At 74.9% G+C, this 19060-nt stretch carries 7 protein-coding genes; 5 read left to right on the forward strand and 2 right to left on the reverse strand.

Annotated elements, in window-relative coordinates; genetic code table 11:
* The gene (locus tag VKA29_RS08925) at positions 1-582 is read left to right on the forward strand and encodes a flavin reductase family protein (protein WP_324784724.1); all 582 of its coding nucleotides are present in this window, start codon (positions 1-3) and stop codon (positions 580-582) included.
* An 87-nt stretch (positions 583-669) separates the two neighbouring features.
* Here the strand turns inward: VKA29_RS08925 and VKA29_RS08930 are convergent, their stop codons facing one another.
* Together VKA29_RS08930 and VKA29_RS08935 are read right to left on the reverse strand one after the other, a co-directional pair.
* A complete protein-coding gene (locus tag VKA29_RS08930; protein ID WP_324784725.1) occupies positions 670-1479 on the reverse strand; it encodes a thioesterase II family protein in 810 nt (269 codons plus the stop codon).
* Positions 1470-2648 (reverse strand): 4'-phosphopantetheinyl transferase family protein, encoded by a 1179-nt coding sequence (locus VKA29_RS08935; protein WP_324784726.1) that lies wholly within the window; start codon positions 2646-2648, stop codon positions 1470-1472. The genes VKA29_RS08930 and VKA29_RS08935 overlap by 10 nt, the downstream gene beginning before the upstream one ends.
* Positions 2649-2808: 160 nt before the next feature.
* Here VKA29_RS08935 and VKA29_RS08940 point away from each other — a divergent pair, with 160 nt between their 5' ends.
* From VKA29_RS08940 to VKA29_RS08955, 4 genes are all read left to right on the forward strand, one after another.
* Positions 2809-3066 carry an acyl carrier protein gene (locus VKA29_RS08940; protein WP_324784728.1) on the forward strand — a complete coding sequence of 86 codons (258 nt, stop codon included), beginning with the start codon at positions 2809-2811 and terminating at the stop codon, positions 3064-3066.
* Positions 3067-3146: 80 nt separating this feature from the next.
* Complete coding sequence (locus VKA29_RS08945) at positions 3147-4511, forward strand: NAD(P)/FAD-dependent oxidoreductase (protein ID WP_324784730.1); 1365 nt, start codon at positions 3147-3149, stop codon at positions 4509-4511.
* A 319-nt stretch (positions 4512-4830) separates the two neighbouring features.
* Positions 4831-13623, forward strand: coding sequence for a polyketide synthase (locus VKA29_RS08950; RefSeq protein WP_324784731.1), 8793 nt, complete (start codon positions 4831-4833; stop codon positions 13621-13623).
* Positions 13620-19001 (forward strand): polyketide synthase, encoded by a 5382-nt coding sequence (locus tag VKA29_RS08955; protein WP_324784732.1) that lies wholly within the window; start codon positions 13620-13622, stop codon positions 18999-19001. The genes VKA29_RS08950 and VKA29_RS08955 overlap by 4 nt, the downstream gene beginning before the upstream one ends.
* Positions 19002-19060 lie beyond the last annotated feature (59 nt).

Here is a 19060-nt window from a genome sequence, read left to right on the forward strand (position 1 = left end):
ATGTCCGCGGCCCTGGCCTTCCTGGGCCTCACCGACGACGAGGATCTACAGATGCCCGAACAACTCCGTTCCTCCCTCACCCTGCCTGACCAGGTCGACCTGCACACCTTCCGTTCGGTGATGGGGTCGCTGCCCACCGGGGTCAGCGTGGTCACCAGCGTCACGTCCGACGGCGAACCGCGCGGTCTGACGTGCAGCGCGGTGTGCAGCGTCTCGGCCTCCCCGCCGCTGCTGCTGGTGTGCGTCAAGCATCCCAGCGGCACGCTGGAGGCCATCCACGAGAGTTCCGTCTTCGCGGTGAACTTCCTGTCCTCCGGGATGGCCGAGACCGCCAGGACCTTCGCCTCGCCGGTGCCCGAGCGGTTCTCGGGCGTGGCCTGGAGCCCGGGCAAGCGGATCGCCGCGCCGGTCCTCGACGCCAACGTGGCCACCGCCGAGTGCATCCTGACCAGCAGCTATCTGGCGGGCGACCACCAGATCCTGATCGGGCGCCTGGTGCACGGCGACGTCAGCACCACGCACACGCCGCTGGCGTACTGGCGGGCCCAGTTCTCCGAGGTGACCACCCAGCCGGCCGCCTGAGCGGCCCACGACGCCGCCGGCCTTCCCCCTGCGTTGCGGGGAAGGCCGGCGGCGTCGTGGTGTCCGCGGTGGTGCGGCCGGGCCGGCTCAGCGCCGGGCGCGCGGCCGCGGCAGCGCGCGCAGGACGCCGCCGACGTAGGCGTGGAACACCGCCTCGTCGAGCAGGAAGTGGCCGCCGGGCAGCCACTCGATGCGGACGTCACCCGAGGCGTGGTTCTCCCAGTCGCGCAGGCCCGCGTCGTCCACCATCGGGTCGTCGGTGCCGGCGCACACCCACAGCGGGCAACCGAGCGGCGGTCCGGGCAGCGGCTCGTACGTCTCCGACAGGGTGAAGTCGGCGCGCAGCATCGGCGCGAACAGCTCGATCAGCTCCGGGCGTTCGAACAACTGCGGCGGGGTGCCGCCGAGGCGGCGGACCGCGTCCAGGAAGGCCGGGGCGGCGAGCCGGTGGATGTCGGGGAAGGGCCGGCGGGCGGTGGGCCCGTTACGGCCGACGAGCACGACGCCGCTCGGCGGCCGGCCCAACGCGCTCCAGTGACGCGCCAGTTCGTAGGCGAAGGCGGCGCCCATGCTGTATCCGAGCAGGACGTAGTGGCCGGTGGTGTGCGGGGCGGAGGAGCGCACCAGGTCGGTCAGCACCTCTCCGAAGTCGTCGCGCACCGGCTCGGCCATCCGGCGCCCGTGACCGGGCAGTTCGAGCAGCTCGGTGCGCGCGGCCGCGGACAGGGCGGTCCGCAGTCCGGTGAAGGCCTGCGCGGCCCCGCCGGCGTACGGCAGGCACAACAGCGCCGGCGCGTCGGCGGGAGCGGCGGAAGCGGCCGGGGCTGCGGAAGCGGCTGGAACTGCGGGAGCGGCGGGTGGCACGGCGGCGGCCGCGCCGGGAGGGGTCACCTGCATGACGGGATCTCCTTCTGCTGGGCCACGCCGGCCCCGGAGGGCACCGGCGCGGGAGGGGGCGGGGAGGAATCGAGGTGAACGGCGGCGGAGGGAGCCGGGTGACCGGCGGTGGAGGGGACCGAGTGACCGACGGCGGACGGGACCGGGTGACCCGCCGTGGACGGGACCGAGTGACCGACGGCGGACGGGACCGAGTGACCGACGGCGGACGGGACCGGGTGACCCACCGTGGAGGGGGCCGAGTGATCAGCCGTGGAGGGGGCCGAGTGATCAGCCGTGGAGGGGACCGGGTGACCCGCCGTGGAGGGAGCCCGGTGACCCGCCGTGGACGGGGCGAGGAGACGCACGCTCGCGCCTGCCCTGACCAGGGTGCGGATGTCCGCCGGCTCCGCGGCGAGCGGGCCCACGTCACCGGGGGCGGCCGCCGGGAGGAGCCCGTCGTCGTGGCCGGGGAGGCGGCCGAGCACCCGTACCACGTCGCCGCCGCCCGCCACGGCGACCGCCGCGCGGAATCCGGGGCCCGCGTCGATCAGCCACAGCCGCCAGGCGCGCCCGGGGTCACCGGGGGCGCGGTGGACGCGCACCGGGCCGCCGCGGCGCTCGCCCGGCGCGACCCACACCGCCGTGAGGTCGCCGGCCAGGCCGGTGCCCAGCGCCTTCAGGACCGCCTCCTTGCACGTCCAGTGCGTGAACAGGGCACCGTGCGACGGGTCCTCGGCGCTGCCGGGACAGCGCGGGTCCTCCCACGGGGAGAGGATCTGGCGGCGCAGGCCGGCCGGGTCGCGCAGCGGCGTGACGCGTTCCACGTCCACGCCGACGGGGCCGTCCCGGCTCACCGCGACGAGCGCCAGGCCGTCGGTGTGGGACAGGCTGACCCGCAGTCCGGGGTCGCCGCCGACGTAGGGCTTGCCGAACTTCCCCCGGACGAAGGCGACGCGGTCGGGGCTGCGGCCCGTGTACAGCGCCGTGACCGCCCGCAGCGCGGCGTGCGAGCAGGCGTACAGCGTGCGGGCGGAGGGGACGACCCGGTCGGAGCGGCGCCGTTCCTCGGGCGCCAGCAGCCCGGCGCAGCGCTGCAGCAGCGCCTCCCGCCGGGGTCCGGGGCCGGGTTCGGGGACCACCCAGACGTGCGTCTCACCTGGCGGCGGACCGTACCGTGCTCGGTTCATCGGGCCTCCAACCCTCTTCCGGGCGGTCGTGGTTGGCCACTTGACGCGGAACTCAACACTAGTAGAGTTCATCAGGAAATGACATCATCAGGCGTTGAAATCTACGAGTGTTGAGCTTCCCGCCGGCACCACTTCTCAACGCGTCTCAAGGAGGCACGGCGTGGCCAGTGACCGCGAAGAACTGCTCTCCCAGCTCACCGAGTTCGTCCAGGAACGGCTGCTCTCCGAGCCCGACTCGCAGGGCCTGGCCGCGGACACCCCCCTGCTGGAGTGGGGGATCCTCACCTCGATGAACACGGCTCAGCTGCTCACGTTCATCCGTGACGAGCTGGGGACCAACATCCCGCCGACCGAGCTGACCGGCGGCAACTTCCAGAACCTGGACAGCATCACCGATCTGGTGCTGACCCTCCGCTGACCCCGCGTGCGCACGGCCGGCACGCGACCCGAGCGGCCGCCGCGGAACGCGCCCGACACCACACCACACAGGAGATCACGTTGTCCGAGGCATCCGAGAACAACGGCTACGACTACGACATCGGCATCATCGGCGGCGGTCCGGCCGGTGCCACGGCGGCCGCGTACCTCGCCAAGGCGGGCCTGTCCGTGGTGGTCTTCGAATCGGAGACCTTTCCGCGCGAGCACGTCGGCGAGTCCCTGGTCCCGGCCACCACCCCGGTGCTCATCGAGACCGGAGCGATGGAGAAGGTGGAGGCCGCCGGCTTCCCCAAGAAGTACGGCGCCGCCTGGACCTCCGCGGAGGACCGGGACATCCCGCACAACGGCTTCACCGGGCTGGACCACGACTTCCGCTCCGCCGAGGTCCTCTTCAGCGAGCGGGACCAGAACGGCGTCGACCGGGACCACACCTTCCACGTGGACCGCGGCAAGTTCGACCAGATCCTGCTGCAGAACGCGGAGAGCCTGGGCGCGAAGGTGTACCACGGCGTCCGCGTCAACCGCGTCGACTTCTCCGACCGCGACCGGCCGGTCCTCGAGGCCAAGGTGGGCAACCAGGCGATCGGCGTGCCCGTCCGCATGGTGGTCGACGCCAGCGGCCGCCGCACCATGATGGGCGCCCAGCTCAAGTGCAAGGAGCCGGACCCGGTCTTCAACCAGTACGCGGTGCACACCTGGTTCGACGACTTCGACCGCAAGGCCCTCGCGGTCAACAAGGACCAGGCCGACTACATCTTCATCCACTTCCTGCCGCTCGAGGACACCTGGGTCTGGCAGATCCCGATCACCGACACCATCACGTCCATAGGTGTCGTGACGCAGAAGGCCCGCTTCAAGGCCGCCAAGAACGACCTGGAGACCTTCTTCTGGGACACCGTCGGCAGCCGCCCGGCGCTCAAGGAGGCCCTGCAGAACGCCCGCCGGGTCAAGCCGTTCAAGTCCGAGGGCGACTACAGCTACGCCCTGACGAAGATCGCGGACGACTCGCTCGTGATGATCGGCGACGCGGCCCGGTTCGTCGACCCGATCTTCTCCAGCGGCGTGAGCGTGGCGCTCAACAGCGCCCGCCTGGCCGCGGCGGACATCATCGCCGCCCACGAGGCCGGCGACTTCCGCAAGGAGCGCTTCGACACCTACGTGAAGACGCTGCGCAGCGCGGTGAGCAACTGGTACGAGTTCATCTCGATCTACTACCGCCTGAACATCCTCTTCACGGCGTTCGTCCAGGACCCGCGCTACCGCCTGGACGTCCTGAAGATGCTCCAGGGCGACGTGTACGACGGCGAGCCCAAGGCCCTCGCGGCGATGCGGGAGATCGTCGAGGCGGTGGAGAAGGACCCCACCCACCTGTGGCACAAGTACCTGGGCAAGCTCAAGGCCCCCTCCGCCGCGGCCAAGTTCTAGGCCGCCGGGTCCGGGCCGTGGGGCCCAGGCACGCCCCACGGCCCGGCTGCTCGCGCACCTCCCTCGACGCACCACGCGCACCTCCCTCGACGCACCGCGCGCCCCGTCGAAAGCGCCCCGCGGCCCGTCGAAAGCGCGCCGCGCCCCGCAGAAGGCACCACGCGCACCGTGAAGGCGCCCCGCGCCCCGCCGAAGGGCATCGCGCGCCCCGCCGAAGGCACCACGCGCCCCGCAGAAGGCACCACGCGCCCCGTCGAAAGCACCGCCCGCACCGTCAAGGCACCACCCACCCGATCGTCGCTCCTGACAAGGGGGATCCATGCCCGCCCGCAACGGAACCAGCTCCGACCCGGACATCGCTCTCGTCGGCATCGGTTGCCGTTACCCGGGCGGGGTGGTCGATCCCGAGTCCTTCTGGCGCGTCCTGCGCGACGGCGTCGACGTCATCGGGGAGATACCCCCCGAGCGCTGGGGCCCCGAGTACATCAGCGAGGACGGCTCGGCCCCCGGCACCGGCTACTGCCGCTGGGCCGGCGTCCTGCCCGGGCTCGACCGCTTCGACGCGGACTTCTTCGGCATCTCCTTCCGCGAGGCCCGCGAGATGGACCCGCAGCAGCGGCTGCTCCTGGAGGTCTCCTGGGAGGCCCTGGAGCACGCGGGCCTGACCAAACCGCGCCTGTCCGGATCGAGGACCGGCGTGTTCTTCGGCATGCTCGGCATGGACTACACGCTGCTGCACTCCAAGACGCGCGGCGTGAAGGCCATCGACCCCTACTACGCCAGCGGCAAGGAGTTCAGCTTCGCGCCCGGCCGCGTCGCCTACACCCTGGGGCTGCACGGGCCGGCGCTCGCCGTGAACACCGCCTGCTCCTCGTCCCTGGTCGCGGTGCACCTCGCCTGCCGCAGCCTGGCCAGCGGCGAGGCCGATACCGCGCTGGCCGGCGGCGTCAACGTCCTGGCCACCCCCGAGCTGTCCATCTTCATGAGCAAGGTGCAGGCCCTGTCCCCCACCGGCCGCTGCAAGCCGTTCTCGGCCGCGGCGGACGGCATCGTGCGGGGCGAGGGCTGCGGTGTCGTCGTGCTGAAGCGGCTCGACGACGCCCTCGCCGACGGCGACCGGGTGCTCGCCGTGATCCGCGGCAGCGCCTTCAACCACGACGGCCGCAGCGCCGGCCTCACGGTGCCCAACGCCTCCGCGCAGGAGTCCCTGCTGCGGGACGCGCTCACCCGGGCCGACGCCCGGCCGGAGCAGGTCGCCTTCGTCGAGGCCCACGGCACCGGCACCCCGCTCGGCGACCCGATCGAGGCGTACGCGCTGCACCAGGTGTTCGGACCCGGCCGCGAGCACCCGCTGCACATCGGCTCGCACAAGGCCAACTTCGGGCACACGGACGCGGCGGCCGGTGTCGCCGCGCTCATCAAGACCGTACTGACCGCCCGGCACCGTCTCGTCCCACCGCAGCTGCACCTGGGCACCCCCAACCCGGCCATCCCCTGGAACGACGGCCCGCTGACCATCTCCCCCGAGGCCGTCCCGGTCGACGGCGCGGGCGAGGAGACGCTGTACGGCGTGAGCGCCTTCGGGCTCAGCGGCACCAACGCGCACCTGCTGCTGTCCGCCCCGGCCGACGAACCGCAGCCGGTGACGGGGCATCAGGAACCCTCCCCCGCCGTGCTGTTGCTGTCCGGCTCCACCGAGCAGGCCCTGCGGGAGCGCGCCCGCGACCTCGCCGAGGCGCTGGACGACGACCGTCCGCTGCCGGACGTCCTGCACACCGCGGCCGTACGGCGCACCCACCACGAGGCACGCGCCACCGTGATCGCCGCCGACGCCGCCGAACTGCGCGCCTCACTGCGGGACCTCGCCGAGGGCGAGCCGGACGAGCGCACCGTCACCGGCACCGCCGAGCCGCGCCGCCGGCACCGTACGGTCTTCGTCTTCTCCGGTCAGGGCTCGCAGTGGAGCGGCATGGGCCTGGACCTGTGGGACCGGGAGCCGGTGGCCGCCGCCTCGCTGGAGCGCAGTGACGAGGTGCTGCGCGCCGCCGGGCTGCCGGGGCTGCGCGAACTGCTCGGCGGCGACCGGCTCGCCGACACCGAACTGGCCCAGCCCGCGGTGGTGGCACTCCAGTTGGCGCTCGCGGAGGTGTGGCGGGCGCGGGGTGTGGAGCCGACGGACGTGATCGGCCACAGCCTCGGCGAGATCTCCGCCGCCTGCTTCACCGGCGCCCTCGGCCTGCCCGCGGCCCTCGACCTCGCCGTGCGGCGCGGGCGGATCATGGCCGCGGCCGCCGGAACCGGGCGGATGCTCGCGGTGGCGCTGCCCGAGGACGAGGCGGTGGCCACTGCCGCCGGCACCGGCCGCGCGGTCACCGTCGCCACCGTCAACGGGCCGTCGGCCACCGTGCTGGCCGGGTCGGAGGAGGACCTGACGGCCATCGCGGCGCTGCTGCGCGAGCGGAACGTCCCGGCCCGCTTCGTCCCCGGCGACTACGCCTTCCACAGCCCGGCGATGGCACCCTTCGCCGAGCGACTGCGCGCGGAACTGGGCGACCTGGCACCGAGCCCGCGCCCGGACGCGTTCGTCTCCACGGTCTCCCCCGACACCCCGCCCGCCGTGCTGGACGCGGACTACTGGGCGGCCAACGTCCTCAGCCCGGTGCGCTTCTGGCCGGCGGTGAAGAACCTGATCGCCGACCGGGGCGCCGACTTCGTCGAGATCGGCCCGCACCCCACCCTGGTCCGCCCGATCGGCGACGGCCTCACCGCGCTGCGCCGCCCGGGCGTCGCGGTCGGCTCGCTGCGCCGCGACGCGGACGGGCCCGCCACGCTGCTCACCGCGCTCGCCGAACTGCACTGCGCGGGCGCCGAGGTCCGCTGGGACGGCCTGCTGCCCGGCCGGCCGACGGACCTGCCCCGGCATCCCTGGCAGCACGAGTCGTTCTGGCTGCCGGAGGTGACCCCGGGCACGCAGTACGCGCCGGGCGCCGTGCCGGACGCGGTGGCGCGCCCCGCGCAGCTCGCGGTGCAGCTGATCGACGAGTCGGGCAACCCCCTGGGGCCGGCGCGCCGGCTCGACCTCGGCGGCGGCGCCCCGGGCGAGGCACCGGCCGGCGCCCTGCCCGTCCCCGACCTCACGACTCCGGCGGGGCTCCCCCCCTCCGCCGGTGACTCCCCGGCCGCGGCCCCGGCCCCCCACGGGGCCGGCCGGGAAGTCGATCCGTCCGCCGCCGCTTCCGCGAGGAGGCGGAGCGGAGCGGCGGCGGACATCACCGCACCGCGGGAAGGCGGCGCCACGGCCCCCGGCGGCACCGCGCAGGGTCGCGGCCCGGCCGGCGGGACCGACCGGCAGCGCCGCGGCCTGATGCGCCGCACCACCGAGGTGCTGGCCACGGTGCTCGGCCAGGACCCGGGCCGGCGCATCCCGCCCCGGCGCGGCTTCGCCGACCTCGGCCTGGACTCGCTGACCATCGTGGAGTTCGTGGACCGGCTCGGCATGGAGCTGGGCCTGGACATCCCGTTGTCCACCCCGTTCGAGCGGCCCTGCCTGGACGAGCTGGTCGACCACCTGCTGCCGCTGGTGGCGCGGCGGGAGGCCGCGTCGGCCGGGCCGGGCGAGGAGACCGCGTCGGCCGGGCCGGGCGAGGAGGCGGCGTCGGCCGGGCCGGGCGAGGAGGCGGTGACCGGCGTCGCCGCGCCGCCCGAGCCGCAGCCGGCCGAGCCGGCCGCCCCCGCCGACGACCCGATCGCCGTCGTGGGCATGAGCTGCCGATTCCCCGGCAGCCCCACCGTCGGCGACTACTGGCAGCTGCTGCGCGACGGCCGCGTCGTCATCCGGGACGTGCCGCCGGACCGCTGGGACGGTCAGGCGTTCCTGTCCGACGGCGCCTGGACGCCCGGCACCATCACCTCACTGCGCGGCGGCTACCTCGACGACGTCCGTGGCTTCGACGCGGCGTTCTTCCGGGTCTCCCCGCGCGAGGCGCGCAGCCTCGACCCGCAGCACCGGCTGTTCCTGGAGGTCGCCTACGAGGCGCTGGAGGACGCGGGCGCCACCCGGGACCGGCTGCGCGGCTCGGCGACCGGCGTCTTCGTCGGGATGAACAGCTCCGACCACTCCCAGCAGGTGGCGGGCCGGCTGCAGGACGTCGACCTGTACTACGGCACCGGCAACTCCTTCGCCGGGGCGGCCGGACGGCTGTCGTACTTCCTGGGCCTGACCGGTCCCAGCATGGCGGTGGACACCGCCTGCTCCTCCTCGCTGACCGCGGTGCACCTGGCGATCCAGAGCCTGCGCTCCGGCGAGAGCGACCTCGCGGTGGCCGGCGGCGTCAACGTGATCCTCAGCCCGGTCATCCCGGTCTCGGTGTCGGCCGGCGGCGCCCTGTCGCCGTCCGGGCAGTGCCGCACCTTCGACGACGCGGCCGACGGCTACCTGCGCGGCGAGGGTTCCGGAGCGGTCGTGCTGAAGCGGCTGTCGCAGGCCCTGGCCGACGGCGACCGGGTCTACGCCGTGCTGCCCGGCAGCGCGGTCAACCAGGACGGCGCGAGCAGCGGACTGACCGTGCCCAACGGCACCGCGCAGCGCGCGCTGATCGAACAGGCCCTGGCGCAGGCCGGGCTGAGCGGTCGCGAGGTCGGTTACGCGGAGGCGCACGGCACCGGCACCCCGCTCGGCGACCCGATCGAGCTGCGGGCGCTCGCCCAGTCGCTCCGGCCCGACGGCGCCGACGGCGCGCCGCTGCTGGTCGGTTCGGCCAAGCCCAACATCGGGCACCTGGAGGCGTCCGCGGGCATGGCGGGCCTGATCAAGGCCGTCCTCGCGGTGCACCACGGCCGGATCCCGCCGCACGTCGGTGTGACCACCCGGCCGACCTCGCAGGTCCGCTGGGAGGAGATGGGGCTGGCCATCGCCGAGGGCGGCGAGAGCTGGCCCGAGCCGGACCGGCGCCGCGTGGCGGGCGTCAGCTCCTTCGGCTTCACCGGCACCAACGCGCACATCGTCGTCGCCGAGCCGCCCGTCGCGCCGGAGACCGGGCGCTCGGCGGCCCTGGCGCCGGCGGCGGACCGGCTCGCGGACCGCTTCGCGCTGCCCCTGTCGGCGGCTCAGGAGTCCGCGCTGCCCGCCGCCGCCCGGCAGTACCTCGACCTGCTGGAGTCGGCCGACGCGGACGTCCTCGCCGACCTCGCGTTCACCGCGGGAGCGCGCCGCAGCCACCTGGAGCACCGGGCCGTCGCGGTGGGCCGGGACGTGGTCGCGGTCCGCTCGGCCCTGCGCGCCCTGGCCAAGGGCGCCGAGCATCCCGGGGTGCTCACCGGCACCGCCGACACCGTCCGCTCCTGCGTGTTCGTCTTCTCCGGCTTCGGCTCCCAGTGGGCCGGCATGGGCCGCCGGCTGCTGGAGAACGAGCCGGTGTTCCGGGAGGCGGTGCTGGCCTGCGAGGAGGAGATGCGCAAGTGGATCGCCTGGTCGCCGCTGGCCTCGCTGCGCGGCGAACCGGACAGCCGGCCCTTCGACGAGGGCATCCCGCAGGAGCTGATCTTCGCCGTGCAGGTCGGCCTGGTGGAGCTGTGGCGCAGCTGGGGCGTGGAGCCGGCGGCGGTCGTCGGGCACAGCATGGGCGAGGTCGCCGCCGCGTGGGCGGCCGGGGCGCTGACGCTGGCGCAGGCCGCGGAGGTGCTGTGCCTGCGCTCGCGGCTGCTGGACACGCTGGTCGGCACCGGCGGCTCGGTCGTGGTCGGGCTGAGCCGCGAGGAACTCGCCCCCTACCTGGTGCTGTACGAGGACAAGCTGGGCATCGCCACCGTCAACGGCCCGCGCACCACGGTCGTGGCCGGCGCCCTCGACGCGCTGGAGGAGCTGACCGAGGAACTGACCGAGGCGAACGTGTTCGTGCGGCGGGTGAAGGTGCCGGTGGCGCCGCACTCCCCGCTGATGGACCCGCTGCGCGAGCGGCTGGTGTCCGGGCTGGCGCACCTGACGCCGTCCGAGGCCCGCGTCCCGGTGTACTCGGCGGTGGCCGGCGGCGAGGTGTCCGGACTCGACCTGACCGCCGAGTACTGGGGCCGCAACCTGCGCGACACCGTCCTCTTCCAGGACGCGGTGAGCGCGGTGGAGGACGCCGAGGAGCGGGTGTTCGTCGAGATCTCCCCGCACCCGGTGCTGGTCTCCGGCACCGAGGAGTCCCTCGCCGCGGCCGGGGCCGGACGCCCGCTGGCGCTGCCCTCGCTGGTCCGCGACGAGGACGAGGTGGGCGCGCTGCTCACCACCTTCGGCGCGCTGCACGCGCACGGCGTACCGGTCGACTGGTCCGCGTTCGCGGGCGCCGGCCGCCGTGTGGTGGACCTGCCCCTGTACCCGTGGCAGCGCAAGGAGCACCGCCTGCCGGACCTGCCGGCGGACCGCACGGGCGGTTCGGGCAGCCTGGTCGGCACCCCGGTCCGGCCGGCGCACGCGCCGTGGACCGCGCTGGTCCCGGTGAGCGTCGACGGCACCCGCAGCCCCTGGCAGACGACCGGCGACGGACCCCGTACGACGGTGTCGGCGGCCGCCCTGCTGGAGGCCGCGCTCGGCACGGCCGCCGCCATCGGACCGGCCGCGCCGGCGCTGAGCGGCGTGCGGTTCGGCGCCGCGCCGCGCACGGACGGGGAGAGTCGGGCGGAGCTGCAGGCGGTCGCCGACACCCGGCAGGGCACGCTGGTGCTGCACTGCGTCGCCGAGGACGCGCCCGCCGAACCGGCGCTGACCGCGGCGGTGGGCCTGCCGGAGGACTTCACCGCGCCCGCCGCCGACACGGCGCCGCTCGCGGACGACGAGCCGCTGCGGGCCACGCTGGCCGAGGCGTTCCCGGCGTTCGGCGTGGAGTCGGCGGGCAGCGGCCGGGGCCGCGCGGAGGTCACCGTCCGGGTGCCCGACGCGGCCGCCCGGCACCGGCTGCCCGCCGAGCTGCTGCGCCTGGCCCTGTACCTGACCGCCGACACGGCGGCGGACGGGGTCGCGTCGATCGGCTCGGTGCGGGTGAAGGCGGCCGTCGACGGCACCGTACGGCTGTGCCGCGGGCCGGTGCGCCGGACGGCCGAGGGGCTGGCGGAGGCGGACGTGACGGTGCTGGACGCCGCGGGCCGGTCGGTGCTGGAGCTGACCGGGCTGTGCCCGGCCGCCGCCTCGGCGCCGGCGCCCGCGGACGCGCGGCGCGACCGGCTGGAGAGCCTGCTGTACCGGATGGTGTGGACCCCGGCGGGGCAGCGCCCGGCCGGTGCCGAGCAGGACGCCGCCACGCCGCCCGCGACGCGCTGGCTGGTGTGCGGCGACACCGAGCACCTCGCCGGCGCCGTGGCGGAGCAGCTGAGGGCGGCCGGGTGCGAGGTGCGCCGGGTGCGCTCGCAGGCCGCGCCGCCGTCCGGGGATCCGCACGACCTCGCCCTGGACCCGGCCGACCGGGACGCCTGGCGGACCCTGCTCGCCGTGCACGCCAACTCGCCGACCACCGGCGTCTGCGACCTGTGGCCGCTGGAGGACCTCGACTCGCGCCCGGACGGCTGGCCGGCCACGGTCGCGCTGACCGCGGCCCTCGCCGACGCCGAGGGCCCCGCGCCCCGGCTGTGGCTGGTCACCCGGCACGCACTGCTGCCGACCGGCCACGCGGGCTACCCCGACGGCAACCAGGGCGCGCACGCCGGCCTCGGCCGGACGCTGGCGATGACCCGCCCCGACGCGTGGGGCGGCCACGTCGACCTGACCCACGGCAGCGCCGAGGAACTGCGGGTCCTGGTGACCCGGATGCTGGGCGTGCCCGGCGACGAGCACGTCCGCGTCGAGCACTCCGCGGTGCTGGTCGGCTCCCTGGTGCGCGGCGTCGCGCCGCGGCCCGCCGAGCGCAGGCCGCTGTCCGCGGACCGCTGGCACCTGGTGACCGGCGGGGGCGGCGCGCTGGCGCCGTGCGCGGTGGAGTGGCTGGTGGGCGCCGGTGCCCGGCGGATCGTCCTGGTGGACACGGACGCGGCGGACACGGCGGGTGGGACGCCCACCGACCGGATCGCCGCCTGGCGGGCGTCGGGCGCCGAGGTCCGCACCGTCGCCACCCACGGCTCGCGCGGTGAACTGTCCGCGCTGGTCGAGGAGTTGCGTGCGGAGTGCGGGATCGCGTCGGTGGTGTGCGCCGGCTCGCCGGGGGCCGCGGTGCCGCTGGAGGAGACGACGGAGGCGCTGCTGCGCGCCGAGCTGGACCGGGGCCGGACCGCCGAGCTGCTGCACCGGCTGACCGCGAAGGACCCGGTGGGCCTGTTCGTCCTGCTGGGCTCGGTGCCGGGCACCTGGGGCGGCGCGGTCACGGGCGCCTCGGCTCCGTCGGACTGGGCGCTGCGGGCGCTGGCGGCGCGCCGCCGGGCGAACGGCCTGCCGGTCACCCACCTGGAGCTGATGCCCCTGGCGGGCAGCGAACTCCTCGACGAACGGACGACTTTACTGCTGAAGACCAGCGGCATCGGCCCGCTGCGGGAGGAGGACCTGATCGCCGCGCTCGACCTGCTGGCCGGGGAGGACTCGGTGCACTGGGCGGTCGCCGACGTGGACTGGGAGCAGTTCCGCACGGCGCTCGCCGACGCCCCGCACCGGCGGCTGTTCGCCGAGGTGCTGGGGTCGGGGCGGCGCGAGGACGGCACCGGGTTCGTGGCCGGGCTGGACGCGCTCGACCCTGACCAGCGCCGGGACCGGACGCTGGACTGGGTGTGCGGGCAGGTCGCGGCGGTGCTGGGCCTGTCGGAGGACGAACTCCGCGCCGACCAGGGCTTCTTCGACCTCGGCATGGACTCGGTGATGTCGCTGACGCTGCGCCTCAGGCTGTCCCGGGAGCTGGATGTGGAGCTGTCCTCGACGGTCGCCTTCGAGCATCCCACCGCCCTGGCGCTGACCGCGCACCTGCTGGAACGCCTCGGTTGTCCGGCCGACGCCGCGGAAGGCGGCGGCCCGCACGACCCCGCGGCCGAGCCGTCGGCGGCCGAGGGCGCCGCCGGCGCCTTCGACCTCGACGAGCTCGACGACGACGAACTGCTACGCCAGTTGGAGGCGGAGATCTCCGACTCGCAGAACTTCGGGTTTGAGGAGAACCGATGACGAAGAGCCCCGCCGAGCAGCCCAGCCAGGACGTCCTGCGCGGCCGGCTGAAGGATTCCCTCGGCACCATCCGCACTCTGCGCGCCCGGGTTCAGGAGCTGCAGCGACCGCAGCCGCTCGCGGTGATCGGCATGTCCTGCCGGCTGCCGGGCGGCGCGAGTCCCGAGGAGTTCTGGCAGTCGCTCACCGACGGCCGCTCCCTGACGTCGCAGTTCCCCGAGGAGCGGCACTCCGTCGCCGGTTTCTACCATCCCGACCCCGATCACCCGGGCACCGCGTACACGCTGGCCGGCAACTTCCTCGAAGGGCCGGTGGACACCTTCGACCCCACCGTCTTCGGCATCTCACCGCGTGAGGCGGCGGGCATGGACCCGCAGCAGCGGCTGGTGCTGGAACTGGCCTGGGAGGCCATGGAGAACGCCTGCCTGCCGCCGGCCGAGCTGGAGGGCAGCCGGGTCGGCGTGTTCCTGGGCGCCAGCACCAGTGACTACGTGCGCATGCGGCAGCAGAAGGGCGCGCTCGCGGACGTCGACGCCTACCAGCTGATCGGCGAGCCGAGCTTCCTGGCGGGCCGGGTGTCGTACACGTTCGGCTTCCAGGGCCCCAGCATGGTGATCGACACGGCGTGCTCCTCCTCGCTGGTGGCGCTGGAGCAGGCGGTGCTCAGCCTGCGCTCGCGGGCCTGCGACATGGCGCTGGTCGGCGGGGTGAACCTGATGCTGTCGCCGTACGGCTTCGTGCTGGTCAGCAAGTTGCGCGCGCTGTCGCCCGACGGCCGCTGCAAGACCTTCGACTCCTCCGCGGACGGGTACGCGCGCGGCGAGGGCGGCGCGCTGTTCGTGCTGAAGCGGCTCGCCGACGCCGAGGCGGACGGCGACCGCGTGCTGGCGGTGGTGCGCGGGGTGGCCACCGAGCACGACGGGCGCAGCAGCGGACTGACCGTGCCCAACCCGGCCGCGCAGCAGAACGTGATCAGCTCGGCGCTGAAGAACGCCGAGATCTCCGCCGAGCAGCTGTCGTACGTCGAGGCGCACGGCACCGGCACCCAGCTCGGCGACCCGATCGAGCTGCAGGCGCTGAACGCGATCACCAGTGTGGGCCGTCCGGCCGACCGTCCGCTGCTGGTCGGCTCGGTGAAGACGAACATCGGCCACCTGGAGCCGGCCGCGGGCGCGGCGGGCATGCTGAAGGTGGTGCTGGCCCTGCAGCACGAGAAGCTGCCCAGGCACCTGCACCTGAACGACCCCAACCCGCAGATCCCCTGGGACCTGCTGAACGTGCGGGTGACCACCGAGGACACCCCGTGGCCGCAGGGCCCCCGGCTGGCCGGCGTGTCCAGCTTCGGCGCGAGCGGCACAAACGCCCACGCGGTGCTCGGCGAGGCGCCCCGGCCCGCGCCCCGCGAGGGCGCGCCGCGCGAGGTGGGTCTGCTCACGCTGAGCGCCAACAGCCCCGAGGCGCTGCGGGAGATGGCGCGGGCCTACGAGGCGCCGGTGCGGTCGGCCGACACGCGCGCCCTGTCGGACATCTGCTACTCGACCCACATCGGGCGGGCCCGCATGAAGCACGGGCTCAGCGTCACCGGCGACCGCGACGAGCTGGCCGCGGGGCTGGCCGCGTTCGCCGCCGGGGAGCGGGCCGAGCAGGTGATCGCGCACGGTCCCGCGGGCGCCAAGGCGCGCCGGGTGGGCTGGCTGTTCACCGGGCAGGGCTCCCAGTACGCCGGGATGGCCGCCCGGCTCGCGGCGACGGAACCGGTGTTCGCCGACGCGCTGGCGGAGTGCGTCGCGGCGCTCGACGAGCACCTCGACGAGCCGCTCGGCCCGGTCCTGACCGGTGGCGCGGACGACGGGCGCATCGACCGCACGGGCTTCACGCAGCCCGCCCTGTTCGCCGTCGAGTACGCGCTGGCCCGGATGTGGGAGGCGTGGGGCGTGCGGCCGAGCGCGCTGATCGGGCACTCCCTGGGCGAGATCACCGCGGCCTGCGTGGCGGGGGTGCACTCGCTGAAGGACGCGGCGAGGCTGGTCACCGCGCGGGCCCGGCTGATGGAGGCGCTGCCCTCGGGCGGGGTGATGGAGACCCTGGTGTGCGACGAGGAGACGGTGCGCGCGGCGATCGCGGAGGCGGGGCCGGTGCCGGGCACGGCGGTCGCCGCGGTGAACGGGCCCACCGACGTGGTGCTGTCCGGCCCGGCGGAGGAGGTCTCCCGGGTGGTGGAGCTGCTCGCCGCGCGCGGCGTCAAGCACCGCCCGCTGAAGGTCTCGCACGCCTTCCACTCGCCGCTGATGGCGCCGATGCTGGAGGAGTTCCGGGCCGTCACCGAGACCCTGACCTACAACCAGCCCAAGTACCCGGTCATCTCGAACGTGACGGGCCGCGAGTGGGGCCCCGACCAGCTGCGGCCGGCCTACTGGTCGGAGCACGTGCTGGCGCCGGTGCGCTTCTACCAGGGCGTGACCCGGCTGTACGAGACCGGCTGCCGCACCTTCCTGGAGCTGGGCCCCGCCCCGGTGCTGCTGGGCCTGGGCGCCCGCTGCCTGCCGGAGGACGGGGTCGCCTGGATCCCGTCGCTGCGCCGGGACCGCGAGGACGGGCACATCGTCGGCCAGGCCCTGGGCGCGCTGCACCACCGGGGTGTGGCCGTCGACTGGCAGGCCGTGCACGCCGCCGAGCGGCCGCGCCGCACCTCGCTGCCCAGCTACCCGTGGCAGCGCGAGCGGTACTGGTTCAACGACGGTGACCCAGCCGCCGACCCAGCCCTGCTGACCGCCGACGACGCGCCCGGCGCACTCTTCGAGGGACACATGCTGTCCGGGCCGCCCACCTTCTCCCCCCGGCTCGACCAGCTCGACGAGGTGTTCGTGCAGACCGGCCAGGACGGCCGCCGTCAGGTGTCGGCGGGCGGGTTCTGCAACTGGGCGCTGGCCGGCGCGGCGAAGCTGCCCGGCGCGCAGCCGAGGCTGGTGGACCGTTTCGTGGTGGGCGAGCCGCTGCTGCTCGACCCCGAGCACCGGCCGGCGAGGATCCGCGTGTACGTGCTGCCGCAGGACGACGAGGGGCGCTCGCTGTTCCTGTGCTTCTCGCGGCAGGGCGTGGAGTCCGCGGAGAGCGGCAGCTGGCGGCTGCACGCCCGCGGTGTGCTGGTGCGCCGCCCGCCCGCCGACGCCGGCGGCGACCTGGCGGCCATCCGCGCCCGCTGTGTGCCGGTCGGCCGGGACACCATCACCGTGCCGGGCTGGGCCGAGGCCGTCGTGGGCGAGGTGTACCAGGGTCCGGGCGAGGTCCTCGCGGAGGTCAGCCAGGCGGCGGAGCGGCTGCCCCGGGGAGCCCTGCTGGACGTGACGCTGGGCCTGCTGCGCCAGTCGGAGCACGCCCCGGAGCCGGGCGAGCCGCAGCCCACGGCGATCCCCTCGGGCACCCGCCGCTACGTGCACGGCTGGCTGGCCCCGTCCTCGGGCGAGGGCGGGCTGCGCGGCGGCCTGGAGATCCTGGGCGCCGACGGCAGCGTACTGATCGCGATGCGGGACGTGCAGCTGCGCCCGCAGGCCGCGCCCGCCGCGCCCGAACCGGCCCGCGGGGCGCACGAGGACACGGTGTGGCAGGAGGTGTGGCGGCCCGCCGACGCGGCCCGGTTCGCGCAGCGCGGCCTGCGCGGCGAGCGGGTGCTGCTGCTCGGCGGTGGGACGGCCGCACTGGCGGTCACCGAGCGGCTGGTGCTGCGCGGCGCCGACGTCACCCGCACCGAGTCCACCGTCGAGGCTGCCGTACGGGCGCTCGAGGTGAACGGGGCGTACCAGCACGTGGTGCTGCTCGGCGGCCTGGATCTGCCGCTGTCCGGCTTCGACTCCGGTTCGGTGCGCCAGGCCCGGGAGAGCGTCGAGCACGTCTTCCTGGCGGTGGCCCGGAAGCTGGCCGAGGCGGAGACGGAGACCCGGATCTGGGCGGTGACCCGGGGCGCCCAGTGGACGGGCACCGGGCAGCGCGAACTGTGCGTGCCGGCGGGGCCGTTGTGGGGGCTGGGCAAGGTGACCGCGCTGGAGCACCCCGAGCTGTGGGGCGGTCTGCTGGACCTGGACCCGGCGGGCGGCGCCGACGAGGCGGAGCAGATCGCCGGCCTGCTGGCCACCGAGACCGTGGAGGACCTCACGGCCCGGCGCGGCGAGGAGCTGCTGGTGCCGCGTCTGGTGGCGGTGCCGCAGGCGGAGGAGCCGGTCCCGCCGCGGCTGAGCGATCTCGGCAGCTATCTCGTCACCGGCGGCCTCGGCAGCCTGGGTCTGCTGGTCGGCGAGTGGCTCGCCCGGTCGGGCGCGGGCACGGTCGTGCTCATCGGCCGCACCGGGCTGCCGGACCGTTCGCGCTGGGACGCGCCGGACCTCGACGACGCGACCGGCGCGAAGATCGCCGGGGTGCGGCGGATCGAGGCCCAGGGCGCGGACGTGCGGATCGAGGCGATCGACGTGTGCGACGAGACGGCCCTGCGCTCGCTGACCGACCAACTCGGCCTGGCCGGCCGCCCGTTGCGCGGTGTGGTGCACGCGGCCGGCCTGTCGGAGCCGCAGTTCCTGCGGGAGAGCGACCCCGAGACGTACGACCGCTGCCTGCGTCCCAAGGCGGACGGCACCTGGGCGCTGCACAACGCGACCGTCGACCAGGACCTGGACCTGTTCGTGTCGTTCTCCTCGATCGCCTCGGTGTGGGGCTCGCAGCACCTGGCGGGCTACGCGGCGGCCAACGCCTTCCTGGACTCCTTCGCGCACCACCGCAAGCTGCGGGGCCTGGCCGCCACGACCGTCAGCTGGGGGCCGTGGGGCGCCCGGTCGGGGCTCGCGGACGACTCGGTGATGGCGTTCCTGCGCTCCATCGGTCTGGTGCAGCTCGATCCGGACCACGCGCTGGAGCTGCTCGGCGAGGCCATCGCCGACGGCGTGGCGCACCGCACGGTGTGTTCGGCGGACTGGGCGCTGTTCCGGGACCTGATGGAGGCTCGCCGGGAACGGCCGATCCTCAGCGAGATACGCAGCGCGCCCGCTCAGGACGGGGGGACCGATCCCGAACTGGGAGCGCTGACGGCCAAGTTGATCGGGCTCGACCACGCCGATCGGCTCGCCGAGCTCAACGAGTACATCCGCGTCCAGCTCTCCGCGATCCTGCGCATGGAGCTGGACACCCTCACCGAGGACACGCGCCTCGCCGACATGGGTCTGGACAGCCTGATGGTCATGGAGCTCATCAGCCGCTGCCGGGACGACCTGCGCCTGGAGATCAACAGCCGCGACTTCTTCGCCTGCCCGGGCATCCACTGGGGTGCCCATCTCCTGGAGCTGGTCGAGCAGCGGTACCCGGCCGGCCGGAAGACGCCGGCAACCCGGGCCTGACCGCCGGGGCCCGTCTTCCGGGGTGTTGAAGGAAGACGGGCCCGGACCCAGCAATCCGC

This window comes from Streptomyces sp. H51 (assembly GCF_035656535.1).
Classification (GTDB): domain Bacteria; phylum Actinomycetota; class Actinomycetes; order Streptomycetales; family Streptomycetaceae; genus Streptomyces.

Excerpts from the sequence above, each read along its gene's own strand:
- VKA29_RS08950 (WP_324784731.1), top strand. The coding sequence starts at position 4,831 with ATGCCCGCCCGCAACGGAACCAGCTCCGACCCGGACATCGCTCTCGTC.
- VKA29_RS08955 (WP_324784732.1), top strand. The coding sequence starts at position 13,620 with ATGACGAAGAGCCCCGCCGAGCAGCCCAGCCAGGACGTCCTGCGCGGC.
- VKA29_RS08935 (WP_324784726.1), bottom strand. The coding sequence starts at position 2,648 with ATGAACCGAGCACGGTACGGTCCGCCGCCAGGTGAGACGCACGTCTGG.
- VKA29_RS08925 (WP_324784724.1), top strand. The coding sequence starts at position 1 with ATGTCCGCGGCCCTGGCCTTCCTGGGCCTCACCGACGACGAGGATCTA.
- VKA29_RS08930 (WP_324784725.1), bottom strand. The coding sequence starts at position 1,479 with ATGCAGGTGACCCCTCCCGGCGCGGCCGCCGCCGTGCCACCCGCCGCT.